Origin of the sequence: Actinophytocola sp. NPDC049390, assembly GCF_044466355.1 — a bacterium.
Taxonomy (GTDB): Bacteria; Actinomycetota; Actinomycetes; order Mycobacteriales; family Pseudonocardiaceae; genus Actinophytocola.
Window position 1 is genome coordinate 186,759 of the sequence record NZ_JBITMQ010000013.1, and the last position, 26,080, is coordinate 212,838.

Genomic DNA, 26,080 nt, shown 5'->3' on the forward strand with positions numbered 1-26,080 from the left:
ACATGGTTTCCGACGTCTTTGGTGAAGTCGGCATCGCCGCCACCTACGGCCTGGTCGGTCTGGTGCTGATGGCCCTCGGCTTCGTGCTGGTCGACCTGCTGACCCCCGGCAACCTGCGCGAGCAGGTCTGGGTGCAGCGCAACCGCAACGCCGCCATCCTGCTCGCCAGCAACCTGCTCGGCGTGGGCATCATCGTGGCGACCGCGATCGCCGCCAGCCAGGGCGACTGGGGCGAGGGCCTGCTGTCCACCGCCGCGTACGGCATCCTCGGTCTCGTCCTGATGGGTGTGTCGTTCGTCGTGATCGACGCGTTCACGCCCGGCAAGCTCGGCGAGATGCTGATGGCCGAGGAGGCGCACCCGGCGGTGTACGTCAGCGCCGCGTCGCACCTGTCGGTGTCCGCGATCGTGGCCGTCGCCATCTTCTAGGTGGTCACGGCAACCGAGACGAGGACCCGCGCCGCACGCGCGGGGCTGCTGTTCGCCACGTTCGTCTGCGCGGCGTGCGGGCTCGTCTACGAGCTGGCGCTGGTCGCGCAGGGCTCGTACCTGCTCGGCGACTCGATCACGCAGGCGTCGGTCGTGCTCGCGACCATGGTGTTCGCCATGGGCGTCGGGTCGCTCGCCGCGAAACCGTTGCAGCGCAGGCCGTTGCTGAGCTTCGCGATCGTCGAGGCGCTGCTCGCGTTGTTCGGTGGCCTGTCCGTGCTGGGGCTGCACGCCGCGTTCACGTGGCTGGACCTGTACTGGCCTGCCCTGATCGGCATCGCGCTGCTCGTCGGTGCGCTGATCGGCGCCGAGATCCCGCTGCTGATGACGCTGCTGCAGAAGATCCGCAAGCAGGACGCGGGTTCCGCGACCGCCGACCTGTTCGCGGCCGACTACATCGGGGCCCTGATCGGCGGTCTCGCGTTCCCGTTCCTGCTGCTGCCGCTGCTGGGCCAGACCCGCGGTGCGCTGCTCGTCGGCATGGTGAACGCGGTCGCGGGCGCCGCTGTCGCGTTCTTCCTGTTCACGGTGACCGCGCAGCGCAGGTTCGCGCTCGCCGTGGGCACGGCCGGGGTGCTCGCGGTGCTGGTGTTCGCGTTCGCCCAGAGCGACGCGTTCCTGCGCTACGCCCGCGACGAGCTGTACGAGGACCCGGTCGTGTACTCGGAAACCACGCAGTACCAGGAGATCGTGCTGACCGAGTCGACCCCGCTGGTCGGCGGTCCGACGGACACGCGGCTCTTCCTCAACGGCGACCTGCAGTTCAGCTCGCTGGACGAGTACCGCTACCACGAGGCGCTCGTCCACCCGGTGCTGGCGGGCAAACGCGACCGCGTGCTGGTCCTGGGCGGCGGCGACGGTCTCGCGATGCGCGAGGTGCTGAAGTACCCGGACGTGCGGGAGGCCGTCGAGGTCGAGCTGGACCCGTCGGTGCTGCGCCTGGCCCGCGAGAACCCGACGATCGCCGCGCTGAACCAGCGTTCGCTGGACGACCCGCGCGTCCGCCTGGTCACGGCCGACGCGTTCACGTGGCTGCGGGACGCCCGGGAGCGGTTCGACGCGGTCGTCATCGACATGCCCGACCCGGACTCGACGGCCACCGCCAAGCTGTACTCGGAGGAGTTCTACTCACTGGCCCGCCAGCGCCTCGCCCCGGGCGGGCGGATGGTCGTCCAGGGCGGGTCGCCGTACTTCGCGCCGAGGACGTTCGACTGCATCGACGCGACCGTCCGGGCGGCGGGCCTGTCGACGACGCCCTACCACGTGAACGTCCCCACCTTCGGCGACTGGGGTTTCATCCTGGCCCAGGCGGGTGACGCGCGGCCGCCGCTGCGCCTCGACCCACCCGAGCCGCTCCGCTTCCTCGACGAACCGAACCTCGCCGCCGCCGCGGTCTTCCCGGTGGACCGCCGCCCGACCGGCGCGGAGTCACCGTCCACACTGGACGACCCGAAGGTGCTGCGACTGGCCACCTCGGAGTGGCAGCAGTACTAATGCAACAACAGGTTCACGTCGCCGAACTCGTGCCACAGATAGCCCTCCGCGATCGCCTCGCGGTACGTGGCGCCCAGTACGTCCTCGTCGACGAACGCGGCGAGCATGTCCAGGTGTGACGCCTTCGGTTCGTGGAAGCCCGTCAGCAGCCCGTCGACCCGGCGCACCCCGCGGGACGGCGTGACGATCACGTCGGTCCACCCGTCGTCGCCGTCCGACTCGATGGCGCGCACCGCGGTCGTGCCGACGGCGATCACCCGCCGCCCCTCGGCCCGGGCCCGGTCGACCACCGCGCGGCTGGTCGGCGGCACCGCGAACCGCTCCGGGTACGGGCGTTCGTGCGCCTCCGCCGACGCGACCCCCGTGTGCAGCAGCACCGGCGCGAACTGCACGCCGCGCGCCACCAGCTCCGTCACGATCCGGTCGGTGAACGGCCGCGACGCGCTGGGCATCTCCGCGCTGCCCGGCGTGACCCCGAACACGGTCTGGTAGTACGACAGGGGCCACCACGACGGCACGTACGAGTACCGGATCGGCGTCCCGTACTCGGCGAGGTACGCGGGCACGGCCGCCGGCACGTCCACTTCGGCCGTCCACAGGCGACCGGACCCGAACGGCGCCACCAACGTCACCGAACCACCTGGCAGCGCGATCCGTCCCGCCCGGCCGGGAAACGGTCGCGTACCCTGCCGCAGTTCGACGAGCCACGTGCCGTCGGGCCGTTCGGTGGAGAAGTGCACCACCAGGTCCCCGGCCCGCACCGCGGCGGGCACGGTCGCCGACGTGTTCACCACCAGCACGTCCCCGGCCCGCAGCAACGACGGCAGGTCGGTGAAGCGGTGGTGCGTGATCCGCCCGCCCGACGTCACGAGCAACCGCACGCCGTCCCGCCCGAGCCCCCTGGCCTCGGGCGGTTCGTGCGCCTCCCGCGTCGCGGGCAGCGTGAACTCGAGCGTCATCGCTCCCTCCAGACCATGACGGTCGCCCCGGCCGGCCCGCGCACCTCGAACCCGCGGTGCCCGCGCGGGTACCGGTGCGGTGGCGCCAGCACGTCGCCGGGTGGCATCCGCGCGTGCACCGCGTTGACGTCCTCGTCACTGTCGACCTGGAACGCGACCGGCGCCGGCCCGGGAACGACCGGCGACACCAGCTCCACGAACGCCGACCCGGCGGCCAGGACCGCGCCCTCCTCGCCGTCCCGGGACCACCCGTCCACCACCGCCAGCCCGAGCCGGTCGCGGTAGAACGCGAGTGCGGGTGCCAGGTCCGGCACGGTGTACGGCAACCACAGATCGGTCACAGCCGGACCCGCCCCGACGGCGGCCGCTCCGTCACCAGCTTCACGAACGCGGGTACCACGGTCTCCGGCAGCGGCCGGTCGCTGATGTCCTCGCCGGGGAACGCCTCCTGGTGCATGCGGGTCCGCAGGTCGCCCGGGTCCACCCACCACACCCGCAGCCCCGGTTCCTCGGCCGCCAGCACGTTGCTCGCCTGCTCCAGCGCGGCCTTCGCCGACCCGTAGCCGCCCCAGCCCTCGTACCCCTCGACCGCGGCGTCCGAGGTCACGTTCACCACCGCGCCGTCGCGGGCCCGCAGTGTCGGCAGCAGGAGCCGTGTCAGCGCGAGCGGCGCGAACACGTTCACCTCGTACACGTCCCGGAGCACGTCGACCGGGTAGTCCGCGAGCCGCGGCCGCGGGCTCGGCCCGAGGATGCCCGCGTTGTTGACCAGCAGGTCCACGTCACCGGCGGCCTCGGCGAGCGCGGCGCGGTGCGCGGGGTCGCGGATGTCGCCGGGCAGGGCGGTCACGTCCCCGCCGATCCACTCGGCGGCCGACGCCAGGTCGGCGGGGGAGCGGGCGTCGACCACCAGGCTCCAGCCCTGCTCGGCGAGCCCCGTGGCGAGTGCCAGCCCGAGTCCCCTCGATGCTCCCGTGATGATCGCTCTCATGGCTTCGACGCTAGGGTCGGGCCGGGCGGAAACCATCGGCCTCCCGACCGTCGTGACCTCGGTCTTTGGTCCTAGGTCCGGCCCAGCGCACCCCTGCGGTGGGTACCGTGGACACGTGGAGGTCCGGGACGAGTTGCGGGACGTGAGCGCCGCCGTGCTCGCGGTGACGGCGCACCTGTCCGTCCGCGACGTGCTGGCCACGATCCTCACGTCCGCGCGGAAGCTGGTCGGCGCGCGGTACGCCGCGCTCGGCATCCCCAACGGGGACGGCGGGTTCGCCGAGTTCCTCGCCGACGGCGTCACCGACGAGGAGCGGGCCGCGATCGGGCCGCTGCCGCGCCAGCACGGGATCCTCGGCGCGATGCTCCGCGACCCGAACCCGGTGCGCCTGGCCAACATCCGCGATCACCCGCGCTTCGGGTGGTGGCCGAAGGCGCACCCGGAGCTGACCGACTTCCTCGGCATGCCGATCGCCGACGGTGACGAGATCCTCGGCGAGTTGTTCCTCGCCAACAGCTGCAACCAGGACGGTTTCACGGCCGAGGACGAGGAGCTGATGCGGCTGCTGGCGGCACACGCGGCGATCGCACTGGTCAACGCCCGCCTCTACGAGCACAGCCGCGAGCTGTCCATTGTGGAGGAACGGAACCGGATCGCCCGCGAGCTGCACGACGCGGTGTCGCAGAAGCTGTTCAGCCTGCGTCTCACCGCCGACGCCGCGTCCGCGCTGCTGGCACGCGATCCCGCCCGCGCCGCCGCCGAGCTGGCGACGGTACGCAGGCTGGCGGCCGAGGCCAGCGCGGAGCTGCGTGCCATCGTCGTCGGGCACCGCCCGGCCGACCTCGACGGCGACGGGCTGGACAGCGCGCTGCGCAAGCAGGTGGAGCTGCTGGACCGCGTGCACGAACCGGCGATCCGGTACGCGGGCTGCGGGTGCGTGCCGGAGCTGACGGAGGACCGCAAGGACGCCGTGTACCGGATCGCGCAGGAGGCCATCCACAACGCGCTGCGGCACGCGGGCGCGTCCCGCATCGACGTGGTGCTGACCGAGCACGACGGCGCCACACTGCTGCGGGTGACCGACGACGGCGCCGGTTTCGCGCCGGCCGACAGCGGTCGCGGGCTCGGTCTCGCGTCGATGCGCGACCGGGCCGCCGACGCGGGCGGCACCCTCACCGTCGTCTCCGAACCGGGCGGCGGCACCTCGGTCCGGTTGGTGGTGCCCGCGTGATCAAGGTGCTCGTGGTCGACGACCACCCGGTGGTGCGGCAGGGGCTGCGCACCTTCCTCGACCTGCAGGACGACATCACCGTCGTCGGCGAGTCGGCCGACGGTGAGTCCTGTGTGGACGAGGCGGAGCGGCTGCGCCCGGACGTGATCCTGCTCGACCTGCGGATGCCCGGCGCCGACGGTGTGACGGCGTTGCGCGGCCTGCGTGACAACCCCGCGCGCGTGCTCGTCGTCACGAGCTACACCGAGCCGAGCGCGGTCCTGCCCGCGGTCCGCGCCGGCGCGGCGGGCTACGTGTACAAGGACGTCGACCCGCCCGCGCTGGCGGCCGCCATCCGTTCCGTGCACGCCGGGCACGTGCTGCTGCACCCCGAGGTGGCCCGGCTGCTGGCCGAGGGCGAGGCCCACCCGGGGGCGGCCGAGTTGACCGCCCGCGAACGCGACGTCCTCGCCCAGGTCGCCCGCGGCCGCTCCAACCGGGAGATCGCCCGTGTGCTGTCGCTGTCGGAGAAGACGGTGAAGACGCACGTCAGCGCCATTCTCGGCAAGCTCGGCGTGCAGGACCGCACCCAGGCGGCACTGCACGCGGTCCGCACCGGCATCGTCGATGTTTTGTGAGGTTCTTGCGTACTGTCGCCGTTGTCAGCAAAGATCGGACATATGGCACGTACGCACGGAATCCTCGCGCTCACCGCCGTACTGGTCGCCGTCGGCACCGGTCTTGCCCAACCGGCCGCTGCCGACGTGCGACCCGACCTCACCAACGTCGCCCACCGTGGCGCCTCGGCGCACGCGCCCGAGAACACTCTCGCGGCCATGCGGCTGGGGGTGGAGATGGACGCCGACATGGTCGAGATCGACGTCCAGCGCACCGCCGACGGTCAGATCGTCCTGATGCACGACACGAACCTCGTCCGCACGACCGACGCCGAGGAGGTCTTCCCCGGCCGCCCCTCCTACGACGTCGGCGCGTTCACCCTCGCCGAGATCCGGCAGCTCGACGCCGGCGAGTGGTTCGGCCCGGAGTTCGACGGTGAACGGGTGCCCACGCTGGCCGAGGCACTCGACGTGCTGCACGGCGGTGACGTCGGGCTCCTGCTGGAGATCAAGGCGCCCGCGCGCTACCCCGGCATCGAGAAGCAGGTCGCGCGGCATCTCGACCGCTGGTGGCTCATGCCCGCGCCGCCCGGGCTGGCGCACCGCCTGGTGGTCCAGAGCTTCGACTGGGCGTCCATGAAGCGTTCGCAGGACCTGCTGCCGCGCATCCCGCACGGTCTCCTCGGCCGCGTCCCGGAGGCCGAGATCGCCGCCTACGCGAAGTGGGCCGACCAGATCAACCCGGGCTTCACGACCGTCGACGCCGCCTACGTGCGGGCCGTGCACGACGCGGGCCTGGAGATCTACGTCTACACGGTCAACACGGCCGCCGACATGCGGGCGCAGATCGACAAGGGCGTCGACGGGATCATCACCAACTACCCGGACGTGCTGGCCGGGATCATCGCCGGCGACGGCCGCGCCGCGGCCTGACGCCCCAGCCCGGCAAACACCCCCGAGAGGACGAGCACCCCGGCGACGACCTGCGCCGGGGTGACTCGTTCGCCGGTGAGGACGGCGGCCGCGGCCATCCCGAACACGGGCACCAGCAACGAGAACGGCGCGATCGCCGACGCCGAGTAGGTCCGGATCAGGTACCCCCACACGCCGAACCCGGCGACGGTCGCGAGCAGCCCGACGTAGAGCACCGCCCCGACCGCCGACCACGGCACGGTCGGCAGCGTGTGCCAGGCGTCCTCGACGACCGCGGACATCCCGAACAGCGGCAGCGCGGCCAGCGCGCTCACCCACACCATGAACCGCGACATGTCCGGTGGCCGCGCGTGCCGCACGACGACGTTGCCCACGCCCCACATCGCGGCCGCCCCGAGCAGCAGCAGGAAGGCGCCGACCGGGCTGGTCGCGCCGAGGTCGACGGCGATCAACGCGATCCCGCCGAGCGCGACCGCCATGCCCGCGAGTCGCCCGCGCGTGAGCCGTTCCTTCAGCAGCAGCACGGCGAACAGCAGCGTGAACGGCGCCTGCGCCTGCAACACCAGCGACGACAGGCCCGGTGGCATCCCGGCCGCCATGCCCGAGAACAGCAGGCCGAACTGCCCGATCCCGAGCGTGAGCGCCACCAGCGCCACCCACCGCCACGGCACGCCGGGGGAGCGCAGGAAGAAGATCGCGGGCACGGCGGCGACCAGGAACCGCAGCGCGCAGAACAGCAGTGGCGGGAAGTGCGCGAGCCCGACGTCGATGACGACGAAGTTCAGGCCCCAGACGGCGGCGAGCCCGAGCGCGAGCAGCAGGTGGCGGGGAGACACGTCGTCCACTCTCGACGGAGCGACAATGAAGCACAAGTGACGTGTTCTTGGGCGCAAAGGTTAGAGTTGCTTCATGCTCGATCTGGCCAGGCTCCGTGTGCTGCACGCCGTCGCCGGGCACGGCACGTTGGCGGCCGCCGCGCAGGCACTGCACCTCACCCCGTCCGCGGTCTCCCAGCAGATGGCGAAGCTCGAACGCGAGGCGGGTTGCGTGCTGGCCGAACGCCAGGGCCGGGGCCTGCGGCTGACCGAGGAGGGCCAGGCCCTGGCCGTCCACGCGGCCCGCATCCTCGCGACGGTCGAGGAGGCCGCGGCCGATCTCGCGGCCCGGCAGGGCAGGGTGCTCGGCACGCTCGCCGTCGGCGCGTTCCCGACCGCGGCCCGCGGCCTGCTGCCGTCGGTCATCACCGCCTGCGCGGCAGCGCACCCGGACCTGCGCATCCGGTTGCTGGAGGTGGAGCCGTACCAGGCGATGGGCAGGCTCACGGCAGGTGACCTGGACCTGGCGGTGACCCAGGACTGGGCGAACGTGCCGGTCGCGGTGCCGGACCGCCTGCGCGGCATCGACATCGGCCACGACCCGGCCGATGTCGCGGTCCCGGCCGGGCATCCGCTGGCGACCCGCACGTCGGTGGCCCTGTCGGAACTGGCGGGGGAGCCGTGGATCTCGTCCACGGCGGGCACCATCTGCCACGACTGGCTGACGAACACGTTCCGCCGCGACGGGCACGAGCCGGTGATCGCACACCAGGCGGCGGAGTTCCCGACGCAGCTGGCGCTCGTCGCCGCGGGGCTGGGGGTGGCGCTGATCCCGCGCCTGGCGACGGACCACGTCCCGCCGGGCGTGCGGCTGATCCCGGTGACACCCGCGTTGGACCGGCGGGTGTTCGCGGTGTGGCGTGCGGAGTCGTCGGGTCGTCCGGCCATCCACGCCGTGGTCGAGGCACTCCGTGCCCGGTGGTCGCGCTAGCCCGGTTCGCCGGGCAGCAGGCTGAACAGCATCGTGTCGCGGCGCCTGCCCCGGAACGGGAGGTGCGACCGCATCACGCCCTCGAACGTGAACCCGCATCGCTCGGCGACGCGCTGCGAGGCGTCGTTGTCCGGTCCGCAGGTCAGCTCCAGCCTGCGGACACCGAGGTGGTCGAAGGCCCAGCGGGCGATCAGCCGCAGCGTCCTGCTCGCGACGCCGCGCCCACGCGCCTCCGGCCGCAACCAGTAGCCGACCGCGGCACTCGCCATCATGTGGTCCACGTCGTAGACGGAGCAGCCGCCGAGGACGGCGTCGGGATCGGCCGCGTCGACCACCGCCAGGTGGACGTCGGTGCCCTGTGACCGCAGCCGCTCCTCGACACGGAGGCTCGCCACCACGTGCTTCTCCGCGAACGTCTCGAGGAGCGGCCACGAGAACCGCAGGCACTCGGGGTTGTCGAAGGCGGCGAACCGTTCCGGGACGTCCGCGTCCCGCCACGGCCGCAACACCACGACGTCGTCACCCAGCGGGGGATCGGGGAAGGGCAGGGCAGGCATTGATCACTGTCTACACGGCCGACTTCGGTGCGGCAACGTCATGCGCGCCGACCGTTGTTCGTTCGCGACGTGGTAGCGCGGCGGCGACGAGAACGATCGCGGCGGCCCAGACGTAGGCGTTTCCGGACAGCAGGCGCCAGCCGTGCCACGGCGTGCTCGGGTCCCACCACCAGTGCGGCGCGAGGACGAAGACCAGCGCCCCCACGGCCACGGCGGCGAGCGCGGCGGCATGCCGGGCCCGCCAGGCGTACACGGCGCCGGTGAGCAGGATCGGCACGACCCACACCCAGTGGTGCGAGTACGACACCGGGGAGATCAGCAGCGCGCCGAGCGCGTTGAGGCCCAGCGCCCACACCGGCCACCCCGAGGCGAAGGCCCGGCGCATACCGACGGCCGTGACGCCCAGCACCGCGACCGCGAGCAGCGGCCACAGCACCTTCGGGTCCACCCCGAAACGCACCAGCACCACCTTGAGCGACTGGTTCATCTCGTTGGACATGCCGCGGAACTGGGAGGAGTAGAACGCCTCGTGCGTCCAGAACCGCACGGAGCCCGACCAGCTCACCCCGAACCCGACGGCCGTCGCGCACAGGAACGACACGCCGGCGGTGACCGCGGCCCGGCGGTCGCCACGCAGCAGGAAGAACAACACGAAGACCGCGGGCGTCAGCTTCACCGCCGCGGCGACACCCACCAGCACGCCACGCGGCCAGCGCGGGGCGCGGATCAGGCAGTCCGCCACGACCAGTGCCATCAGCACCGCGTTGACCTGACCGAAGTGGAGCGTCTCGCGGACCGGCTCCATGAACAGGGCCACCGGCAGCAGCGCGCCGACGAGCACCGCGGTGGGGCGCACCTCCAGCGCGCGGAGCACCACCACGAGCACGAGCGCCACCGCCGCGATCGTGACGAGCGCGAAGACCGCACTGGCGAGCCAGAACGGCACGACGGCGAACGGCGCCAGCACGACGACCGCGACAGGCGGGTAGAGGTAGGGCAGGTGCCAGCCGTTCCGCAGCCGGGGCAACTCCCCGTACAGGTCACCGCCGCGCCACCACACGTCGACGGCGACGCGGTACACGTCCAGGTCCATGCGGTAGGCGCTGCCGAGCACCCCGTCCCGGAACGACAACAGGAACCACGCGACCACAACGACGTCGACCACGACCAGGACGAGGAGCACAACCTTGCGTACGGCGACCAACTCCGCTCTCCCGGGAGACGCGATCAAGCTGCGACCAGCATAAATGAGATGGCCGCGCCCGCTGCGCCGATCAGGTTCCCGTGGATGGCCCCAGCCAGCGGTCGAACCACGCCCGCGTCCGGTGGAGCAGGTCGAGTTGGTGGTCGCGGTGCCGGATGGCGTGTTCCTCCCCGGGGTAGACGACGAACTCGTGCTCGACGTCGAACCGGCGGAGCGCGCGGTGGAAGTACTCGGCCTGGGCGAGCGGCACGTTGGTGTCGTCGGCGCCGTGCACGATCAGCACCGGGGTGCGGACGGCGCAGGCGTAGGAGATCGGGCTGAGCACGTCGTGCGGGTGCGGGCCGGTGCCTTCCCATCCGGCGCTGCCGCCGAGCGCGGCGTCGAAGGGACCCCAGTCGCCCGCGGCGGCCTGCAGACCCCAGTCGCTGATTCCCGCACCCATCAGGGCGGCCGCGAACCGGTCGGTGTGGCCGACCGCCCACGCGGCCATGAACCCGCCGTGGCTCCAGCCCGCGATGCCCAGCCTGGCCGGGTCGGCGACACCGTCGGCGACCAGCATGTCGATCCCGGACAGAATGTCGGTCCACTCGTCCTGGCCGACGGCGCCCGCGACGGTGGCCACGAACTCGTGGCCCCGGCCCACTCCGCCCCTGGGGTTGGGCAGGAACACCGCGTAGCCCGCGTGCGCCAGCCACTGCCCGGACGGCGCCCAGTACAGCATGAACTCGTCGGCGTACCGGTCGTCGGGACCGCCGTGCACGATCGTCACCAGCGGGAAGGGGCCGTCCTGCCCGCTACGGCCCGGCGGCAGGATCAGCAGCCCGTCGAGGGCGAGGCCGTCGGCGGCCTCGTAACGCAGGCGTTGCTGGGTGCCCCACGGGATGTCACGCAGTTCGGGGCGTGTGTCGGTGCGGCGGGCAAGAGGGCCGTGGACCGGGCCTGCCAGGACGTTGTGCGGCTCGTCGGCCCTGCTCACGACCGCCGCGATGACGTCGCCGTCCCGGCTCGCGCTGAGGTGTTCGACCAGGCCCCTGGACCGTGACACCGCCACGAGCCCGTCGGCGGTCAGCTGGTGGATGCCGGTGTCCAGCCCGTCGGCCATCAGCACAAGCGGAGCACCTCCGTCGACCTGCACCAACTCCGCCGGGCACACGGGCATTCCGGCGGTCACGTTCCGGTGCGCCGGTTCGGAACCGGAGGGCTGGAGGTCGAAGACCGCGATCCCGGCCAGCAGCCCAGGTGGGGTGAGCGCCAGATAGGACAGGTGCCAGTCCTCACCACGCCACCACACCGGCGAGTGCGCGTCGACCGGCACCGGACCGAGGTCGCGAACCTGGCCCGAGGACAGGTCCAGCAGGTGCAACGCGGGATGGAGCAGCCCGGGGTCGAGCTCGGGCGTCGGCCAGGTGAGCACGGCGATCGGCCCGCCGTCGGGACGCTGGACCGCGTCGACCACGTGCCGGTCGCCGAACGCGGCGGGCACGTCGACCCGGCCGGTGCGCAGGTCCAGCAGCCGCAGGCGTGCCGGCCGTGTCCGGCCGCGCACGAAGGGGTCGTCCGGCTCCCGTTCGTCGTCGGGCGCGATGACCGCGACGACGCCGGGGTCGGCAAGGGGACGGTGGTTCTGCACCCCTGCTCCCCACCGGGTCAGCACCGTCATCGCGTCGCCGGCACGGCCGATCCGGTGCAGTTGCGGCGTGCCTCGGTCGGCGTGGTCCGACAGGAAGAAGATCGACTCGGAGTCCGCCGCCCAGCGCGGCGCGGACAGGTGAGCGGGCGGGATGTCCAGCCGCGTCGGCGCGACCTCGCCATCGACCGCCGTGACGTGGAGTTCGCTGACCGTGTGCGCGCCGGACTGCCCGATCGGGGCCACCACGTACGCCACCCACCGGCCGTCCGGGGACACCACCGGCGACGACGGCACACGACCGTCCACCACCAGTTCGGCCGTCAACCTCGTCGGCACGTGGATTTCCTTTCCGTTGACTAGCCGCGGTTGTGCCGGACGACGGGTACGCCCGGCGCGACGGAGGCGATGGCCGTCGCCAGCGCTCGTTCGTCGGTGTGCCAGTCCTTCATCGGGAGCAGCACGTGCACGCGGTGGTCGAGGTCCCGCGGCGACAGCCGCACCGGCCCGAGCGGCATCGACGCGTCGCGGATCGCGATGCCGACGCCGCGGTGGCGTTTGCGGGTCTCGTTGCCGGTGGTCCACTCCCGCACCACCACGCCGGCGACCTGTTGCCACGGCACGAAATTCGGCGCCTTCCTCGGCTCGGCGCCGAGGAAGATGCCGTGCGGGTCGACCGCGAAGGCCGCCCAGCCGCTGCGCGACATCCGGGTGAGCCGCGGCAGCACCCAGCGCCACAACACGAACCCCAGCGCGACGATCCACAGCACCGCGAGCACACCGAGCATGGCGCCGCCGTCCTCGGCGAGCTTGCCGCCGAGCACGCCCGCGACCATCGCGGCCACCAACCCGACGCAGACGACGATCCAGAGCACCGGCCGCGTCGGCCGGAACCGTGCCACCACAACGGTTCCGCGCACGGTCCGGTCCGGGAGCCGAACGTTCGACATGACGAATCCCCCTCGCGATGACCGGGAGGGAGCTTAGTCGGACGGAGTCCAGTCCGTGTTCGCTCCGCACAGAACGAGGCACGACAGGTCGCCGGGGACCGCGCCAGCGAGCCACGCCGCGAACGGCACCGCGCCCGCGGGTTCGACGGCCAGGCGGAACTCCTCCCACAGCCGGTCCCGCGCGGCGAGGATCTCCCCGTCGGACACGAGCACCGACGTGACCGACCGCAGGATCGCGAACGGCACCGCACCGACCCGCGTCGCGCCGAGGGCCGACTTCGCGACGCCGCCGACGGGGGAGTCCACCGGGCGCCCGGCCTCGAGCGCGTCGTGCAGTGCCTGGCAGCCCACGGGTTCCACCGCCACCACGTGCCTGCCGCCGGAGCCGAGCACGGTGCCAGACGCGAGCCCGCCGCCGCCGACCGCCACCACCAGCGCGTCGACGTCGGGGGCGTCCGCCACCGCCTCCGCCGCGCACGTGCCCTGGCCCGCGATCACCAGCGGGTGGTCGTAGGCGGGGACGTACAACGCGTCCGGCACCGCGGTCGCCGCCGACGCCGCCTCCGCGTACGTCGCGCCGTGGCGGATGAGCTTCGCACCCGTCGCCTCGATCCGGCGGGCCTTCGCGTCGGGCACCCACTCCGGGGTGTACACCGTCGCGGGCAGGTCGAGCAGGGCCGCGGCGGTCGCCACCGCCACCCCGTGGTTGCCGCCGGACGCCGTGACCACGCGTTCCGGCCGGGACGGGGCGCCCAGCAACGCGTTCAGCGCGCCACGCACCTTGAACGAACCGGTCCGCTGCAGGTGCTCCAGCTTCAGCACCACCGGCCGGCCGTCGACCTCGGCGCGCAGGATCGGGGTGCGCCGGGCGTAGGGGGCGATGCGGCTCGCGGCGGCCGCCACGTCGGGCGTGTCTGACAGCATGAACCCCACCGTAATCGAGTGAGAGGTGGCGGCGTGCTGACGGTCGTGGCGTTCGGGTTCGCCTGGTGGTTGGGCCTGTACCTGCTCGCACGCGACCCCCGCAAGCCCGTCCTGCGGCGCGCTGGCCTCGGCCTTCTCGCGTACGGGCTGGCGCTCGCCGCGGACCAGCCGTTCCTCGACGACCGGGTGCACGTCGTCCTGCTGTGCCTCCCGGCAGTGCTGTGGACCGGCGTGCTGGTCGCCCTGCTGCCGGAACCGGCCGGCCTCGACCGCCGGTGGTTCCGCGTCGTGTTCCCGGCGTCGCTCGCGGTCGCGCTCGCGAGCGCGTTGTTCCGGCCGTTGGCCGGGCTCGTGGTGCTCCCGCTGTTCTGGGCGCTCGCCCTGCTGCTGCGCCGCCGCGCCCGGATCGGCACGGGCTTCGGTGTGCTCGTGGCGGCGCTGCTGCTGTTCGGCCTCGGCTCCGGGCTCGTCCTGCTCGGTTTCCTCGACGACCTGCCGAGAACCCTCCTGCTCGCCGGTATCGGCCTCGACCTGCTGCTGCTCGGCGGCTGTGTCGCGGTGCTCGACGCGTTCGACGAGGGCGAGGCGATCCGCCGCGACATGGTGTGGTCGCTGCTCGTCGCCGGTGGGGTGGCCGTGCTGTTCGGCAGCCAGGTCGGGCTCGCCGCGCTGCTCGTCGACCGCTCCCTGGACCTGCTGCTGCACGGCGTGGTGGCCGCCGCGATCACCGTGCAGGTGCTGGCCAGGCCGATCAACGCGCTCGCCGACCGGTTCGCCTTCCGCGACGCACCCGACCTGCGGCAGGAACGCACCGAGTTGCGCGAGGTCGCCGCCGCGCTGCCGCGCCGCGCACCGGCTCCGCTGTTCGGCGTCGACGACGCCGAGTTCGCCCGCCTCACCCGCCGCGCGCTGTCCCACTACGGCGACCTCGGCAAGCTCGCCTCCAGCCCGCTCACGGCACTGCCGGTGATCACCGACCGCCTCACCGCCCGCGGCGTACCGGACGCGCCGCTGGCCCGCGCGACGGAGCTGAAGGCGTTGCTGCTCGAGACGATCACCCGCCTCAAGCCCGCGGACGGCGACTTCGGCACCTCCGAGGAGTGGCGCCACTACAACGCGCTGTACTTCTACTACGTCGTCGGCGTCCGCCCCTACAGCGTGCGCACGAAGGTCACCGAGATCGACCCGGTGGCCCGCCGCGCCCTCGCGTGGTTCGTCGACCAGGTCCCGGAACGCACCCTCCACAACTGGCAGGCGGCCGCCGCCAAGATCGTCGCGGCCGAGCTGCGCGTACCGGTTTCACCGTCATGACCTGCGGTTGGCAGTAGTTGGCAGCTCTTGGCGTGGCACTGGCAGTGCCCGCCGGGCGACCTTCGGTGGCGTCAACAACGACCCAGCCACGGAGGTTCACATGACCGCCACCATCGCCGCCACGAACACCACCGCCACCCCGAAGCTGCTCCGCGAGGCCGTCCTGCTCGACGGGTTCGCCACCCTCCCGTCCGGTGTCCTGCTCGCCGCGCTGGCCGGTGTGCTCGCCGAACCGTTCGGCATCCCCACCGGAGTACTGCTGGGCGCCGGGCTGTTCTTCGTCGCCTGGGGCGCCGCCGTGCTCTTCCTCGGCTTCCGCCCGGTGATCAACCGGCGGGCGACGATCGCGGTCGGCGTCGTCAACATGGTCTGCGCGGTCGACGGGCTCATCGTCGAACTGGCGGGCGTGGGCGAGCTGACCGCGCTCGGCTCGTTGCTGCTGGTCGCGCTGTCGGTGGTCGTGCTCGCCCTCGGCGCCTTCCAGGTGTTCGCCGCTACGCGGGGAAGCCGCGCATGATCGAGGTGAACTCGTAGTCGGACTGGTCGATGCTCGAGCAGGTGGGGGAGACCCCACCGCCCGGGCACGACCCGTTGTCGCGTCCGGCCGACCAGAAGGCCAGCAGCCCGATCCGGTTGGCGTTCGCCCAGTCGACGAGCTGCCGCGCGTCGGACTGGTCGAACACCTTCCCGTTGAAGTTCCGCCCGATCATCGGCGTGACCCCGAGGTGCCGCCGCAGGTCCGCGTCCGACATGGCCGGCCAGATCGTCCTCATCTGCCCGAGCACGCTCTCGGCCGCGGCGATCACCGCGTCACCCCAGTCCGGCCTGCTGGTGCCGAACTCCATGGTCATCGGGTTCACCAGCACGTCGACCCCGTGCGCCGCCGCCGACCGGAGCACCTGTACCGAGTAGGGGTCGAGCCCGTAGTCGTCGCCCTGCACCCGCAGCGTGTAGCTGATCGAGGTGCCGCGCTCGTCCTGGATCCGCTTGAGCGCCTGGTTGACCGTGTCCTGCGGGATGGTCGCCTCGACGTCGACGTCCAGGTGGTTCGCCCCGGTCGCGTCGAGGATCTTCCGGTAGGCGTCCGCGAGCGCGTCGACGCTGCCGCACGTGTACTCCAGGTACGGCCCGGCGGCGCCGCCGGTCGCGACGATCACGTCGCCGCCCATGGCCCGCAGAGCCTGGATGTCCCCGATGATCCGCGGGTCGTCGAGCGGGATCGTGCCACCCCACGACGGGTTGCAGCCGGTCGAGTCGGCGAGCACGAACGCGAGCGTGAACACCTTCTGCCCGGTCGCGTTCGCCACGTCCACAAGGGACGGCGACGGCATCGTGATGTCGATGTAGGGCGCCGCCGTCGGTCCGGCCACGGCGGCCTGTGCTGGTACGGCTCCGAAGATGCCCGCGGCGAGCGCCGCGACAGCGGTGATGATCGTCTTGCGCATGTCCCCGACACACCTCTCGCATCGCTGGAAGTAGGCGTGCGCTCACGTTAAGTGGTTCAGACCACAAGGTCAATAGGTCTAGACCACGGCCATGAGTCAGACTGTGCGCGTGACGTTCCCACCTGCTGCCGCGACCGCTGTCGGCTCGATGCCGGGCACCGACCCGGTGGCGGCGGCGGCCATCGTCGTCGGCGAGCTGCCCGGCCTGCCGAACCTGCCGGAGCTGCCGAAACGTGGTCTCGGTGCGGACATGATCGGCCGGACCGCCGCGCTGCTGGTCGACCTCGCCGTCGAGGTGGTGCCCTCGGCGTACCGGGTGGCGGCCCGTCCCGGCGGCGACCACCGCACGGCCGTCGACCACCTCCGCCGCGACCTCGACGCCTTCGAAGCGGCGACCGACTCCGCGAAGCCCTCGCTGGTGAAGGTGCAGCTGGCGGGCCCGTGGACGCTCACATCGGAGATCGAACTGCCCCGCGGCCACCGCGTCATGACCGACCCCGGCGCGCTCCGGGACTTCGGCGAGTCCCTCGCCGAGGGGCTGACGCGGCACGTCGCGGAGGTCCGCAAGCGCACGGGCGCCGAGGTGGTCGTCCAGTTCGACGAGCCGTCCCTGCCCGCGGTACTGGCGGGTGCGTTGCCCACCCCGTCCGGGCTGGGCATGGTGTCGGCCGTCGCCGAACCGGAGGCCCGCGAGGTCCTCCGCGTCCTGATCGACGCGGCCCGCGCGGCCACGGACCAGCCGGTGGTCGTCCACTGCTGCGCCCCGCGCCCCCCGGTCGCCCTGTTCCGGTCGGCGGGCGCCGACGCGATCTCCTTGGACGCGACCCTGCTCGACGGCATGCCCGCCGTGTTCGCCGACCAACTGGGCGAGGCGTGGGACGACGGCTGCGTGTTCTTCCTCGGCCTGGTCCCGAGCACCGAGCCGAACCGCCCACCCACCCTGCACGACGTGGCCCGCCCGGCGCTGGAACTGGTGGACCGCCTGGGTTTCCCGCGCACCCTGCTGGCGGAACGCGCGGTGCCGACACCGACGTGCGGGCTCGCCGGCGCCACGACCGCGTGGGTTCGGCGGGCGCTGGAGCTGACCCGCGACCTCGGCAAGGGCTTCGTGGAGCCACCCGAGTCCTGGTAGGTCAGCGCCTCGTTTCCTGCCACGACAGGGGCGGCTTCCCCGGACGCCATGAACCACACCACCGCCGCGGCGATCAGCGACGCGGGGATGGTGCCCGCACCGGCCGGGTTGCCGCGCACGAGCATGAACACGCCGATCGCCACTCCCTCGGCCCCCGCGACGACGGCCCACACCCGCAGGAACGTCCACCGGCCCGGTACCGGCGTCGGGACCGGGAGCGCCGGACGCTGCCCCGCGAACCACGTCAGCGCGACGTGAAGCGGCGAGCCCACGGACAGGGGCAGCCGGATCGGCGCCGACCGCAGTACCGGTGCGGTGTGGTCTATCCGCAGCACCCCGGCCGGCTCGTGAACCATCCCGGTGAGCTGGTCCGCCATGATCGTCCGGCGTCCCAGCAGCGGCGGCCCGAGGACGATCCGGTCGGGGTGCACGCTCACCTTCAGCGTCGTCTCCCGCTGTCCGACGTATCCCGTGGTGGTCCCCTCGGCCACCGCGGGCGCGGCAGGCGGCAGCGGCGGGTCCGCCGGGCCCAGCATCATCTCGGGGAGGGCACGCCGCAGCACCAGGAACAGGATGGCGGGCATGAACGCGACGAACATCAGCGGAAGAACGACGACCCTCGTCATGATGAGGGCGAACGACACCGCCGCGACGACCGCGGCGACGACGGTGAACACGCGTGACATGGCGTGATCCTGCCCTGTCCGGGGGCGAGGGGCGCATGTTCTCCGCACAGTCGCGGGAACATGTGCCCCCTGCGATCAGAAAAGGACCAGCCCCAGCGCCACGATCAGGACCACGACAGCCACCGCGATGGTGAAGACCGAGCGCCACCAGGGCGGTGGCATCGCCCCGGTCACCAGCTCCGGCCGCAGCGCCTCGACCGCGGCCCGCACCGGGTGCCCGCGCTTGAGCACCAACCCGACGGGCGACGGCACCCCGGCCGCCGCGTGCTCGACCCGCAGCACGTACCCGCTCCCGAGGTGACGTTCGCCCCGCTGGATCCCCACGATGTCGCCCGCCGAGACGAACCCGGCGTCGTCCGGCGACCCCGACACGGTGAACCCGTCGGGCTCGACGGTCACCGCCAGGAGAACCGTCCGCCGCCGGATCACGCCCCAGACCATGTGCACCCCTACATCGTGGCGCTCACTCCCGGCGGAACGTCAACGCCACCACGAACGTCAGCAGTGCGATCAGCGCCGACGTCGTGAACGCCGCCGTCATGCCGGTGACCAACGCGTCCGTGCCCGTGTGGCCGCGCGCCGCCGAGCCCGCCACGGTCACCAGCACGGCCAGCCCCAGCGTCGAGCCGATCTGTTGCATGGTCTGCAGCGCGCCGCCCGCCGCCCCCGCGTCGGCGGGCGGGACCGTCGACATGATCACCACGTTCAGCGGGGAGAACGCGAGACCACCGCCGACGCCCATCAGCACCATCGGCCCCAGGACGTCCGGCACGTAACCGGAACCGGCGGACAGTCCCGCGAGCCACCACAGCCCGGCCGACATCAGCAGGGTGCCGGTCACCGCGAGGGGCTTCGGGCCCAGGCGCGGCAACAGGCGGGGCACCAGCCGGGACAGCGCGAAGATCCCGACCGCCATCGGCAGGAACGCGAACCCCGTGGTCAGCGCCCCGTACCCGCTGATCTCCTGCAGGAACTGCGTCAGGAAGAAGAACGCGGACATCATCGACAGCGGCCCGAGGAAGAAGTTCGCGTACCCGGCCGCCCGGTTCCGGTCCGCGAACAGCCGCAGCGGCAGCATCGGGTGCTCACCGAAGGCCTGCCGCCACACGAACGCCACCAGCAGCAGGACCCCGGCGACCACCGACCACACCGCGAACCCGTCGCCCCACCCCGCCTCGGCGGCGCGGATGAACCCGAACACCAGCGACCCGACGCCGAGCGTCGCCAGCACGGCACCCGTCACGTCGAGCCGGGCCGGGTGCCGTGCCGGCTCGGCGATGTGGCGGGCGCCGAACGCCAGCACCACCGCTCCGAACGGCACGTTGATGAACATGACCGACCGCCACGTCAGCCACTCCGTCAGCAACCCGCCCAGGATCAGGCCCACGGCGAACCCCGACGACGCCATCGCCGAGAACAACGACAGCGCCCGCACTCGCGCCCGCGGTTCGGTGAACGTGCTGGTGAGCAACGCGATCGTGCTGGGTCCGGCGGCCGCCGCGCCGAGCCCCTGCACGATCCGCGCCGCGATCAGCAGCCACGCCGAGTCGGCGAGACCGCCCGCGAGCGACGCCGCCGTGAACACCCCGACGCCGACCAGGAACACGCGCCGCCGTCCGAACAGGTCGCCGAGCCTGCCGCCGAGCAGCAGCAACCCGCCGAACACCAGCGTGTACGCGTTCATCACCCACGACAGCCCGGCCGGTGAGAAGCCGAGGTCGGCGCGGATGCGGGGGAGCGCCACGTTCATCACGGTCGCGTCGAGCATGAGCATCAGCTGGCACGTGAGGATCAGTGCCAGCGCCACGCCCGGCCTTGCCGTCACCGGCCGGGCGATCGATTGAGTTGTCAAGGAACACACCCCTAAACGGAGACAGTCTCCATATGGCTGGCGCTAGCATATGGAGAGCGTCTCCGGTGCGCAAGAGTATCCGGAGGATCTCTCCGGATGGAGTGAATTTCGATGCGCGCCGACGCACGCCGCAACTACGAGCGGATCGTGGCCACCGCGCGTCAGGTGTTCTTCGAGAACGGCGTCGACGCGCCGCTCGACGACATCGTCAAGCGCGCGGGCGTCGGGCCGGGCACCCTCTACCGGCACTTCCCCCACCGCGAGGCGCTCATCGAGGCGGTCTACCGCAGTGAGATAGAAGAGGTCGCCGACCAGTCCCAGGCGCTCGCCGACGCGCTGCCCCCGTTGGAGGCCCTCCGCGAGTGGATCCGCGACCTGGTCAACTTCCAGACGGACCGGGCGGGCCTGACCGCGGCGATCAAGGCGGTCATCGACCAGGACTCGGAGACCTTCCAGTACTGCAAGCACAAGCTGCGGGACGCGGCGTGGTCGTTGCTCGAACCCGCCCAGGCCGTCGGCGCCGTGCGGTCCGACCTGGAACCGATCGACCTGATGCGGTTGTCGCACGGCATCGGCGCCGCCGCCAGGTACGCCGACGAGGAGAGCAGGGGACGGATGATCTCCATCCTGCTGGAGGGGTTGAAGGCGTGAGGTTCTTCCGCCGCAAGGAGACACGGGCGTCCGTCGCGCAGCCCGACCCGGCGACGCTCGCCGAACGGTTCTGGTGCGGCTGGTTCGAGATGCTGCCCGAGGTGGCCGCGTCGCTCGGCGACCGCGAGCCGCAGCGGGTCGAGAACCAGCTGTGCGCCCTCGTCGCCGACCTGCACCCCGACCTGCACTTCTCCCTCGAACGCGGACAGAAGGCGATCTACGCGCTGGTGCTGAGCGGGCAGGAGGACCCGCGACTGCGCCCCTACACCGACGCGTGGCGTGCGGCCGCACCGCCCGACGACGCCATCTGGGAGTACCACGACTCCGTGCCGCCCGTCCCGGACCCCACACAGGTCACCGTGAACCTCGGCGCCCACCGCGTCCCGCTCGCCGACATCCGCGTGGTCGCCCAGGTCGACGGCGACGTGGTCGACGTGGCCGTCTACCACCCGGAGATGGCCGCGCTCGACGACGCGGCCCGCGACGCCATGACCTACCTCCCGCTCGACGCGGCGCTGGGGGAGCGGCTCGCGGCACAGCGGCTGCGGCGCGTGGAGACCGCGACGACCGAACCCGCCGACACGATCGGGTTACTCGAGTTCCGGACGCTCGTGCGGGATCTCGACGAGGCCGAAAATGTCGGTGGTCCCGACTAGTCTGCCCTCGTGAGCAGCGCAGAAGACACTGCAGAAGACACCGTGAAGGCCGAAGGCGTCGAGGACGTGCCCTCGGAGGTGCGCGAGCGCCACCAGGCGCTGTCCGAGGAGATCAACGGGCACCGCTTCCGCTACTACGTGCTCGACTCGCCGACGATCTCCGACGGCGAGTTCGACGCGCTGTGGCACGAGTTGCTGGCCGTCGAGGAGGCGCACCCCGGCCTGGTCACGCCGGACTCGCCGAGCCAGCAGGTCGGTGGCACGTTCTCCACGGAGTTCAGGGCCGTCGACCACCTGGAGCGCATGCTCAGCCTCGACAACACCTTCGACGCCGACGAGCTGGGCGCGTGGGTGGACCGGGTCGAGAAGGAGCTGGGGCCCACGTCGTACCTGTGCGAGCTGAAGATCGACGGCCTCGCCATCAACCTCCTGTACGAGGACGGCCGCCTCGTCCGCGGGCTCACCCGTGGCGACGGCCGCACGGGCGAGGACGTCACGCTGAACATCCGCACCCTGGAGGACGTGCCGACCCGGCTCACCGGCACCGACGAGTTCCCGGTGCCCAAGCTCGTGGAGGTCCGCGGCGAGGTGTACTTCCGCGTCGAGGACTTCGCGGAGCTCAACGCGAAGCTCGTCGAGGCGGGCAAGCCCGCGTTCGCCAACCCGCGCAACACGGCAGCGGGTTCGTTGCGGCAGAAGGATCCCAAGGTCACCGCGAGCCGCAAGCTCAAGCTGATCTGTCACGGCCTCGGCAAGCGCGACGGCTTCGAGCCCGCCCGCCAGTCCGAGGCGTACGACGCGTTGAAGGCGTGGGGCCTGCCGGTGTCCACGCACACCAAGGTGATCGACAGCCGCGACGAACTGTTCGCGCACATCCAGTACTGGGGCGCGCACCGGCACGACGTCGAGCACGAGATCGACGGCATCGTGGTCAAGGTCGACGAGGTCACGAAGCAACGCAGGCTCGGCACCACGTCGCGGGCACCGCGCTGGGCCATCGCCTACAAGTACCCGCCGGAGGAGGCAACCACGACGCTCCTGGACATCCGGGTCAACGTCGGCCGCACCGGCCGGGTCACGCCGTACGCGGTGATGGAGCCGGTGAAGGTCGCCGGTTCGACGGTCGAGATGGCGACGCTGCACAACGCGAGCGAGGTCAAGCGCAAGGGCGTGTGGATCGGCGACCGTGTGGTCATCCGCAAGGCGGGCGACGTGATCCCCGAGGTGCTCGGCCCGGTGACGGACGCGCGCCCGGACGACGCGTACGAGTTCGTCATGCCGACGGAATGCCCGTCCTGCGGCACGACGCTCGCGTACGAGAAGGAGGGCGACGCCGACATCCGCTGCCCCAACGCCCGGTACTGCCCGGGGCAGCGCAAGGAACGCCTCTCCTACATCGCGGGCCGCTCGGCGCTGGACATCGAGGTGCTGGGGTACGAGGCCGCGGCCGCGCTCGTCGACTCCGGCGTGCTGGCCGACGAAGGCGACCTGTTCGACCTGGACGAGGAGAAGTTGCTCCAGGTCGAGCTGTTCCGCACCAAGGCGCGCGCGCTGTCGGCCAACGGCCAGAAGCTGTTGCAGAACCTGGCCACCGTGAAGGAGCGTCCACTGTGGCGTGTCCTGGTCGCGCTGTCGATCCGGCACGTCGGCCCGACCGCCGCGCGGGCACTGGCGCTGGAATTCGGTTCCTTGCCGCGCATCATGAACGCGTCGGAGGAGGAGCTTGCCCAGGCGGAGGGGGTCGGCCCGACGATCGTCACGGCGTTGCGGGAGTGGTTCGCGACCGACTGGCGCCGCGAGATCGTCGAGAAGTGGCAGCGGGCTGGCGTGCGCATGGAGGAGGAGCGCGACGAGTCGATCGTGCGCAACCTGGAGGGCATGTCGATCGTGGTGACCGGCAGCCTGCAGACCCTCTCCCGTGACGAGGCCAAGGAAGCGATCATGGCCCGTGGCGGCAAGGCGTCCGGTTCGGTGTCGAAGAAGACGGCGTTCGTGGTGGTCGGCGACGCGCCGGGCTCGAAGTACGACAAGGCCGTGCAGCTGAAGGTCCCGGTACTGGACGAGGACGGTTTCCGCGTGTTGCTCGACCAGGGGCCGGACGCGGCGCGGGACGTGGCGCAGGTGGGGGAAGAGGCAACGGATGAGTGAGGTGACGATCCGCCCCGCCCGTGAGGACGAGTTGGGGGTGGTCGGCGAGCTGACGATCAACGCCTACCACGCGGACGGTTTCGAGACTTCCGGCGAGTACGCGCTGAAACTCGCGGACGCGCGCCCGCGTGCACGGGAGGCGGAGTTGCTGGTGGCCGTGGACGACACCGACGCCGTGCTGGGCACCGTCACCGTCGCGCCGCCCGGCTCGCCGTGGGCGCAGGTGTCGGGCCCGGACGAGCTGGAGTTCCGGATGCTGGCGGTGGCTCCCGCGGCCAGGGGGAGGGGAGTGGGAGAGGCCCTGACACGGCGTGTGATCGAGCGGGCCGAGGAGCTGGGTTTGCGTGCGGTGACGTTGAGCAGTTCGCAGAACATGGTTGTCGCACACCGGTTGTACGAGCGACTGGGTTTCCGCCGCACGCCCGAGGCGGACTGGAGCCCGGTGCCCGGCGTCGACCTGATCACCTACCGGCTGGACCTGTAGCTCGTCGGCGCGCAGGGGCAGCACGTAGTTCACCGTGTGGCGCTGAACCTGAACGACCGGCCGCCGGTATGCGTGGCCGCGTCCTGGAAACCGTTGTGCCGCAAGCGGTCCGGCATGGTGCCCGGGTCGACCGGCACCATCGTGTCCCCGATGTGGATCAGCCGGAAGCGCAGGTTCACCACGCTGTCCGAGCCCGCGAACACCCCGCCCGGCCGCAGCACCCGGGCCGCCTCCGCGAACAACCGGTCCTGGTGTTCGGGTGACGGCACGTGGTGCAGCATCGTGAAGCACACGACCGCGTCGAACGTCTCGTCCTCGAAGGGGAGCGCGGCCGCGTCGCCTTCGCGCACGTCCACGTCCGGGAACCGCGTGCGCAGGTCACCGGCCAGCGCCGGGTCGACCTCCACCGCGGTCAGCTCACCGCCGTGTTCGGTGAGCCAGCGAGTCGTGATCCCGTAACCCGGCCCCAGCTCCAGGACCTTGCCGGTCAACGGGACGTCGCGGGTCGCCCACGGCAGCACCTGCGAGCGCATCCTCGTGGCCCAGCCGTCGGACTGGCAGATACGGCGATGTATGACGTTCATCGGCATGCGCTCGACGCTAAGGGCACGCTCGGCGCGGCCGAAACCACGTACTCTGACAGGCCATGTCGCGTTTCGGTCACCTGGACTCCTTCGCGTTGCCGCTCGGCGTGGCCCTGCCGCGTGGTCACCGGTTCCCGACGCACGTCCATCCCACGCACCAGCTGGTGTGGGCGCGCACCGGCGTGGTGACCGTCGGCGTCGCGGACACGACGTGGGTGCTGCCGCCGAGCCGTTCGCTGTTCGTCCCGGCCGGGGTCCCGCACACGACGGCGGCCGCGTCGACCATCGAACTGAACAGCCTCTACCTGAGCCCCGACCGCTGCCCGGCACTGTGGGCGGCCCCGACCGTGCTCGCCGCCACGGACATGTACGCCGCGCTGGTCGGCCACCTCACCCGCCCGGAACTGTCCGACGACGCACGCCGTCGCGCGGAGGCCGTGCTGTTCGACGTCCTGGTCCCCGCGCCCGTGGCGTCCGTCGACCTGAGGTGGCCCCGCGACGACCGTGCCCACCGGGTCGCCGACGCGCTCGCCGCCGACCCGGCCGACGACCGCGACGCCGCCGCGTGGGCCCGTGCGGTCGGCGCGAGCGAACGCACGCTGTCGCGGCTGTTCGTCGCGGAAACCGGCGTCAGCCTGGGCCGGTGGCGCACCCGCCTGCGCGTCCGCGCCGCGCTGGAGCTGCTGGCCGACGGCACCCCGGTCGCGGTGGCGGGCCGCCAGATCGGCTACCGCACGACGAGCGCGTTCATCGCCGCGTTCCGGCGGGAGGTCGGGGTGACGCCGTCACGGTGCTTCCCGTCCGGCTGATTTCGCCGGGCCATGCAACCCGCGGCGCGGGAAGTGGCGTGACTAATCCGTGAATTCACTCAGGAGGGCGCCATGAACGATCGCGACGAGGGGTTCGCCGCCTACTTCGCGAGCAGGTCTGGTGCGATGCGCGGCACGGCGTTCCTGCTGTGCGGGGACTGGCATCGCGCCGAGGACCTCGTGCAGACGGCGTTCGTGAAGCTGTACCGGGCGTGGCACCGGATCGCCGCCCACCAGAAGCTGGACGCCTACACGCGCCAGATCCTCGTGCGCACGTTCCTCGACGAGACCCGGCGCGGCTTCCTGTCCCGCGAGGAGCCGACCGCGGACCACGTCGACGGCGTCTCTCCCGATGCGAGCGGGATCGAGGACCGGTTGGTGCTGGTCCGTGCTCTCGCCGACCTGCCCGCCCGTCAGCGCGCCACGCTCGTGCTGCGTTTCTGGGAGGACATGTCGGTCGAGGACACGGCGAAGGTCCTGCGGTGCTCCGTCGGCACCGTGAAGAGCCAGACCTCCCGCGGCCTCGACGCGATGCGCGACCTGGTGCCCACCCCTTTCTGAC

General features: G+C 72.0%; 30 protein-coding genes. 17 read left to right on the plus strand and 13 right to left on the minus strand.

The features are described 5' to 3' along the window. Window positions 1-2: 2 nt before the first annotated feature. Together ACIBVP_RS32385 and ACIBVP_RS32390 are read left to right on the plus strand one after the other, a co-directional pair. Entirely contained in the window at window positions 3-428 is a 426-nt protein-coding gene (locus tag ACIBVP_RS32385) for a DUF350 domain-containing protein (RefSeq protein WP_396110203.1), read from the plus strand. Continuing rightward, window positions 429-1,982: a polyamine aminopropyltransferase gene (locus ACIBVP_RS32390; RefSeq protein ID WP_396110204.1), complete on the plus strand. Its 1,554-nt coding sequence runs from the start codon at window positions 429-431 to the stop codon at window positions 1,980-1,982. It abuts the gene before it with no gap. Here ACIBVP_RS32390 and ACIBVP_RS32395 read toward each other — a convergent pair. From ACIBVP_RS32395 to ACIBVP_RS32405, 3 genes are read right to left on the minus strand one after another with little or no spacing between them, the layout of a single operon-like run. Continuing rightward, window positions 1,979-2,941: an S-adenosylmethionine:tRNA ribosyltransferase-isomerase gene (locus ACIBVP_RS32395; protein WP_396110205.1), complete on the minus strand. Its 963-nt coding sequence runs from the start codon at window positions 2,939-2,941 to the stop codon at window positions 1,979-1,981. The two genes, ACIBVP_RS32390 and ACIBVP_RS32395, sit on opposite strands and share 4 nt — an antisense overlap. Then, window positions 2,938-3,282, minus strand: coding sequence for a VOC family protein (locus ACIBVP_RS32400; protein WP_396110206.1), 345 nt, complete (start codon window positions 3,280-3,282; stop codon window positions 2,938-2,940). Before ACIBVP_RS32400 ends, ACIBVP_RS32395 begins: the two co-directional genes overlap by 4 nt. Then, complete coding sequence (locus ACIBVP_RS32405; RefSeq protein ID WP_396110207.1) at window positions 3,279-3,932, minus strand: SDR family NAD(P)-dependent oxidoreductase; 654 nt, start codon at window positions 3,930-3,932, stop codon at window positions 3,279-3,281. Before ACIBVP_RS32405 ends, ACIBVP_RS32400 begins: the two co-directional genes overlap by 4 nt. Window positions 3,933-4,047: 115 nt before the next feature. Here ACIBVP_RS32405 and ACIBVP_RS32410 point away from each other — a divergent pair, with 115 nt between their 5' ends. From ACIBVP_RS32410 to ACIBVP_RS32420, 3 genes are read left to right on the plus strand one after another with little or no spacing between them, the layout of a single operon-like run. Further along, entirely contained in the window at window positions 4,048-5,163 is a 1,116-nt protein-coding gene (locus ACIBVP_RS32410) for a GAF domain-containing sensor histidine kinase (protein WP_396110208.1), read from the plus strand. After that, a complete protein-coding gene (locus ACIBVP_RS32415) occupies window positions 5,160-5,780 on the plus strand; it encodes a response regulator (RefSeq protein ID WP_396110209.1) in 621 nt (206 codons plus the stop codon). The genes ACIBVP_RS32410 and ACIBVP_RS32415 overlap by 4 nt, the downstream gene beginning before the upstream one ends. A gap of 42 nt (window positions 5,781-5,822) precedes the next feature. After that, a complete protein-coding gene (locus ACIBVP_RS32420) occupies window positions 5,823-6,692 on the plus strand; it encodes a glycerophosphodiester phosphodiesterase (RefSeq protein WP_396110210.1) in 870 nt (289 codons plus the stop codon). Here ACIBVP_RS32420 and ACIBVP_RS32425 read toward each other — a convergent pair. Next, window positions 6,638-7,528 carry an EamA family transporter gene (locus ACIBVP_RS32425; RefSeq protein WP_396110211.1) on the minus strand — a complete coding sequence of 297 codons (891 nt, stop codon included), beginning with the start codon at window positions 7,526-7,528 and terminating at the stop codon, window positions 6,638-6,640. The two genes, ACIBVP_RS32420 and ACIBVP_RS32425, sit on opposite strands and share 55 nt — an antisense overlap. A 73-nt stretch (window positions 7,529-7,601) precedes the next feature. Here ACIBVP_RS32425 and ACIBVP_RS32430 point away from each other — a divergent pair, with 73 nt between their 5' ends. Continuing rightward, window positions 7,602-8,498 (plus strand): LysR substrate-binding domain-containing protein, encoded by an 897-nt coding sequence (locus ACIBVP_RS32430; RefSeq protein WP_396110212.1) that lies wholly within the window; start codon window positions 7,602-7,604, stop codon window positions 8,496-8,498. Here the strand turns inward: ACIBVP_RS32430 and ACIBVP_RS32435 are convergent. The 5 genes from ACIBVP_RS32435 to ACIBVP_RS32455 are packed head-to-tail and all read right to left on the minus strand — an operon-like array spanning window position 8,495 to window position 13,760. Next, window positions 8,495-9,055 carry a GNAT family N-acetyltransferase gene (locus ACIBVP_RS32435; RefSeq protein ID WP_396110213.1) on the minus strand — a complete coding sequence of 187 codons (561 nt, stop codon included), beginning with the start codon at window positions 9,053-9,055 and terminating at the stop codon, window positions 8,495-8,497. The genes ACIBVP_RS32430 and ACIBVP_RS32435 overlap by 4 nt on opposite strands. 10 nt (window positions 9,056-9,065) lie before the next feature. Further along, window positions 9,066-10,286: a glycosyltransferase family 87 protein gene (locus ACIBVP_RS32440; protein ID WP_396110214.1), complete on the minus strand. Its 1,221-nt coding sequence runs from the start codon at window positions 10,284-10,286 to the stop codon at window positions 9,066-9,068. 43 nt (window positions 10,287-10,329) lie between these two features. Beyond that, window positions 10,330-12,225: a S9 family peptidase gene (locus ACIBVP_RS32445; RefSeq protein ID WP_396110215.1), complete on the minus strand. Its 1,896-nt coding sequence runs from the start codon at window positions 12,223-12,225 to the stop codon at window positions 10,330-10,332. 20 nt (window positions 12,226-12,245) lie between these two features. After that, on the minus strand, window positions 12,246-12,836 hold the full coding sequence (locus ACIBVP_RS32450; protein ID WP_396110216.1) for a hypothetical protein: 591 nt from the start codon (window positions 12,834-12,836) through the stop codon (window positions 12,246-12,248). A 33-nt stretch (window positions 12,837-12,869) separates the two neighbouring features. After that, on the minus strand, window positions 12,870-13,760 hold the full coding sequence (locus tag ACIBVP_RS32455; protein WP_396110217.1) for a serine/threonine dehydratase: 891 nt from the start codon (window positions 13,758-13,760) through the stop codon (window positions 12,870-12,872). Between the two features lie 33 nt (window positions 13,761-13,793). On the opposite strand from ACIBVP_RS32455, the gene ACIBVP_RS32460 reads away from it, so the two are divergent. Both ACIBVP_RS32460 and ACIBVP_RS32465 read left to right on the plus strand, forming a co-directional pair. Then, complete coding sequence (locus ACIBVP_RS32460; RefSeq protein ID WP_396110218.1) at window positions 13,794-15,071, plus strand: hypothetical protein; 1,278 nt, start codon at window positions 13,794-13,796, stop codon at window positions 15,069-15,071. 100 nt (window positions 15,072-15,171) lie between these two features. Then, window positions 15,172-15,588 (plus strand): hypothetical protein, encoded by a 417-nt coding sequence (locus ACIBVP_RS32465; RefSeq protein ID WP_396110219.1) that lies wholly within the window; start codon window positions 15,172-15,174, stop codon window positions 15,586-15,588. Here the strand turns inward: ACIBVP_RS32465 and ACIBVP_RS32470 are convergent. Further along, entirely contained in the window at window positions 15,566-16,516 is a 951-nt protein-coding gene (locus ACIBVP_RS32470) for a chitinase (protein WP_396110220.1), read from the minus strand. The genes ACIBVP_RS32465 and ACIBVP_RS32470 overlap by 23 nt on opposite strands. Window positions 16,517-16,607: 91 nt before the next feature. Here ACIBVP_RS32470 and ACIBVP_RS32475 point away from each other — a divergent pair, with 91 nt between their 5' ends. The 3 genes from ACIBVP_RS32475 (at window position 16,608) to ACIBVP_RS32485 (ending at window position 18,341) form a co-directional block, all read left to right on the plus strand. Next, a complete protein-coding gene (locus ACIBVP_RS32475; RefSeq protein ID WP_396110222.1) occupies window positions 16,608-17,648 on the plus strand; it encodes a methionine synthase in 1,041 nt (346 codons plus the stop codon). 48 nt (window positions 17,649-17,696) lie between these two features. Beyond that, window positions 17,697-17,906 carry a hypothetical protein gene (locus ACIBVP_RS32480; protein WP_396110223.1) on the plus strand — a complete coding sequence of 70 codons (210 nt, stop codon included), beginning with the start codon at window positions 17,697-17,699 and terminating at the stop codon, window positions 17,904-17,906. A 117-nt stretch (window positions 17,907-18,023) separates the two neighbouring features. Next, window positions 18,024-18,341, plus strand: coding sequence for a hypothetical protein (locus tag ACIBVP_RS32485; RefSeq protein WP_396110224.1), 318 nt, complete (start codon window positions 18,024-18,026; stop codon window positions 18,339-18,341). A 68-nt stretch (window positions 18,342-18,409) separates the two neighbouring features. Here ACIBVP_RS32485 and ACIBVP_RS32490 read toward each other — a convergent pair whose 3' ends face one another. Then, a complete protein-coding gene (locus ACIBVP_RS32490) occupies window positions 18,410-18,781 on the minus strand; it encodes a hypothetical protein (RefSeq protein WP_396110226.1) in 372 nt (123 codons plus the stop codon). Window positions 18,782-18,797: 16 nt separating this feature from the next. Beyond that, complete coding sequence (locus ACIBVP_RS32495) at window positions 18,798-20,195, minus strand: MFS transporter (protein ID WP_396110227.1); 1,398 nt, start codon at window positions 20,193-20,195, stop codon at window positions 18,798-18,800. A 102-nt stretch (window positions 20,196-20,297) separates the two neighbouring features. Between ACIBVP_RS32495 and ACIBVP_RS32500 the strand changes: the two genes are divergently transcribed. Genes ACIBVP_RS32500 through ACIBVP_RS32515 form a run of 4 tightly spaced genes read left to right on the plus strand, consistent with a single transcriptional unit; the run spans window position 20,298 to window position 24,125 of the window. Next, a complete protein-coding gene (locus tag ACIBVP_RS32500; protein ID WP_396110228.1) occupies window positions 20,298-20,837 on the plus strand; it encodes a TetR/AcrR family transcriptional regulator in 540 nt (179 codons plus the stop codon). Beyond that, on the plus strand, window positions 20,834-21,493 hold the full coding sequence (locus tag ACIBVP_RS32505; RefSeq protein ID WP_396110229.1) for a hypothetical protein: 660 nt from the start codon (window positions 20,834-20,836) through the stop codon (window positions 21,491-21,493). Before ACIBVP_RS32500 ends, ACIBVP_RS32505 begins: the two co-directional genes overlap by 4 nt. Before the next feature lie 9 nt (window positions 21,494-21,502). Further along, a complete protein-coding gene (ligA, locus tag ACIBVP_RS32510) occupies window positions 21,503-23,641 on the plus strand; it encodes an NAD-dependent DNA ligase LigA (protein WP_396110231.1) in 2,139 nt (712 codons plus the stop codon). Further along, the gene (locus ACIBVP_RS32515) at window positions 23,634-24,125 is read left to right on the plus strand and encodes a GNAT family N-acetyltransferase (RefSeq protein ID WP_396110232.1); all 492 of its coding nucleotides are present in this window, start codon (window positions 23,634-23,636) and stop codon (window positions 24,123-24,125) included. Before ligA ends, ACIBVP_RS32515 begins: the two co-directional genes overlap by 8 nt. A 29-nt stretch (window positions 24,126-24,154) precedes the next feature. On the opposite strand, the gene ACIBVP_RS32520 is transcribed toward ACIBVP_RS32515, so the two are convergent. Further along, entirely contained in the window at window positions 24,155-24,715 is a 561-nt protein-coding gene (locus ACIBVP_RS32520) for a methyltransferase domain-containing protein (protein ID WP_396110233.1), read from the minus strand. Between the two features lie 56 nt (window positions 24,716-24,771). Between ACIBVP_RS32520 and ACIBVP_RS32525 the strand changes: the two genes are divergently transcribed. Both ACIBVP_RS32525 and ACIBVP_RS32530 read left to right on the plus strand, forming a co-directional pair. Further along, a complete protein-coding gene (locus ACIBVP_RS32525) occupies window positions 24,772-25,518 on the plus strand; it encodes an AraC family transcriptional regulator (RefSeq protein WP_396110235.1) in 747 nt (248 codons plus the stop codon). A 72-nt stretch (window positions 25,519-25,590) separates the two neighbouring features. Beyond that, on the plus strand, window positions 25,591-26,079 hold the full coding sequence (locus ACIBVP_RS32530; RefSeq protein WP_396110236.1) for a SigE family RNA polymerase sigma factor: 489 nt from the start codon (window positions 25,591-25,593) through the stop codon (window positions 26,077-26,079). Window position 26,080: the final 1 nt, after the last annotated feature.

Excerpts from the sequence above, each read along its gene's own strand:
- ACIBVP_RS32455 (WP_396110217.1), bottom strand. The coding sequence starts at position 13,760 with ATGCTGTCAGACACGCCCGACGTGGCGGCCGCCGCGAGCCGCATCGCC.
- ACIBVP_RS32385 (WP_396110203.1), top strand. The coding sequence starts at position 3 with ATGGTTTCCGACGTCTTTGGTGAAGTCGGCATCGCCGCCACCTACGGC.
- ACIBVP_RS32420 (WP_396110210.1), top strand. The coding sequence starts at position 5,823 with ATGGCACGTACGCACGGAATCCTCGCGCTCACCGCCGTACTGGTCGCC.
- ACIBVP_RS32470 (WP_396110220.1), bottom strand. The coding sequence starts at position 16,516 with ATGCGCAAGACGATCATCACCGCTGTCGCGGCGCTCGCCGCGGGCATC.
- ACIBVP_RS32475 (WP_396110222.1), top strand. The coding sequence starts at position 16,608 with ATGAGTCAGACTGTGCGCGTGACGTTCCCACCTGCTGCCGCGACCGCT.
- ACIBVP_RS32435 (WP_396110213.1), bottom strand. The coding sequence starts at position 9,055 with ATGCCTGCCCTGCCCTTCCCCGATCCCCCGCTGGGTGACGACGTCGTG.
- ACIBVP_RS32480 (WP_396110223.1), top strand. The coding sequence starts at position 17,697 with ATGAACCACACCACCGCCGCGGCGATCAGCGACGCGGGGATGGTGCCC.
- ACIBVP_RS32530 (WP_396110236.1), top strand. The coding sequence starts at position 25,591 with ATGAACGATCGCGACGAGGGGTTCGCCGCCTACTTCGCGAGCAGGTCT.
- ACIBVP_RS32465 (WP_396110219.1), top strand. The coding sequence starts at position 15,172 with ATGACCGCCACCATCGCCGCCACGAACACCACCGCCACCCCGAAGCTG.
- ACIBVP_RS32450 (WP_396110216.1), bottom strand. The coding sequence starts at position 12,836 with ATGTCGAACGTTCGGCTCCCGGACCGGACCGTGCGCGGAACCGTTGTG.
- ACIBVP_RS32485 (WP_396110224.1), top strand. The coding sequence starts at position 18,024 with ATGATCGTCCGGCGTCCCAGCAGCGGCGGCCCGAGGACGATCCGGTCG.
- ACIBVP_RS32430 (WP_396110212.1), top strand. The coding sequence starts at position 7,602 with ATGCTCGATCTGGCCAGGCTCCGTGTGCTGCACGCCGTCGCCGGGCAC.
- ACIBVP_RS32395 (WP_396110205.1), bottom strand. The coding sequence starts at position 2,941 with ATGACGCTCGAGTTCACGCTGCCCGCGACGCGGGAGGCGCACGAACCG.
- ACIBVP_RS32515 (WP_396110232.1), top strand. The coding sequence starts at position 23,634 with ATGAGTGAGGTGACGATCCGCCCCGCCCGTGAGGACGAGTTGGGGGTG.
- ACIBVP_RS32525 (WP_396110235.1), top strand. The coding sequence starts at position 24,772 with ATGTCGCGTTTCGGTCACCTGGACTCCTTCGCGTTGCCGCTCGGCGTG.
- ACIBVP_RS32520 (WP_396110233.1), bottom strand. The coding sequence starts at position 24,715 with ATGCCGATGAACGTCATACATCGCCGTATCTGCCAGTCCGACGGCTGG.
- ACIBVP_RS32405 (WP_396110207.1), bottom strand. The coding sequence starts at position 3,932 with ATGAGAGCGATCATCACGGGAGCATCGAGGGGACTCGGGCTGGCACTC.
- ACIBVP_RS32500 (WP_396110228.1), top strand. The coding sequence starts at position 20,298 with ATGCGCGCCGACGCACGCCGCAACTACGAGCGGATCGTGGCCACCGCG.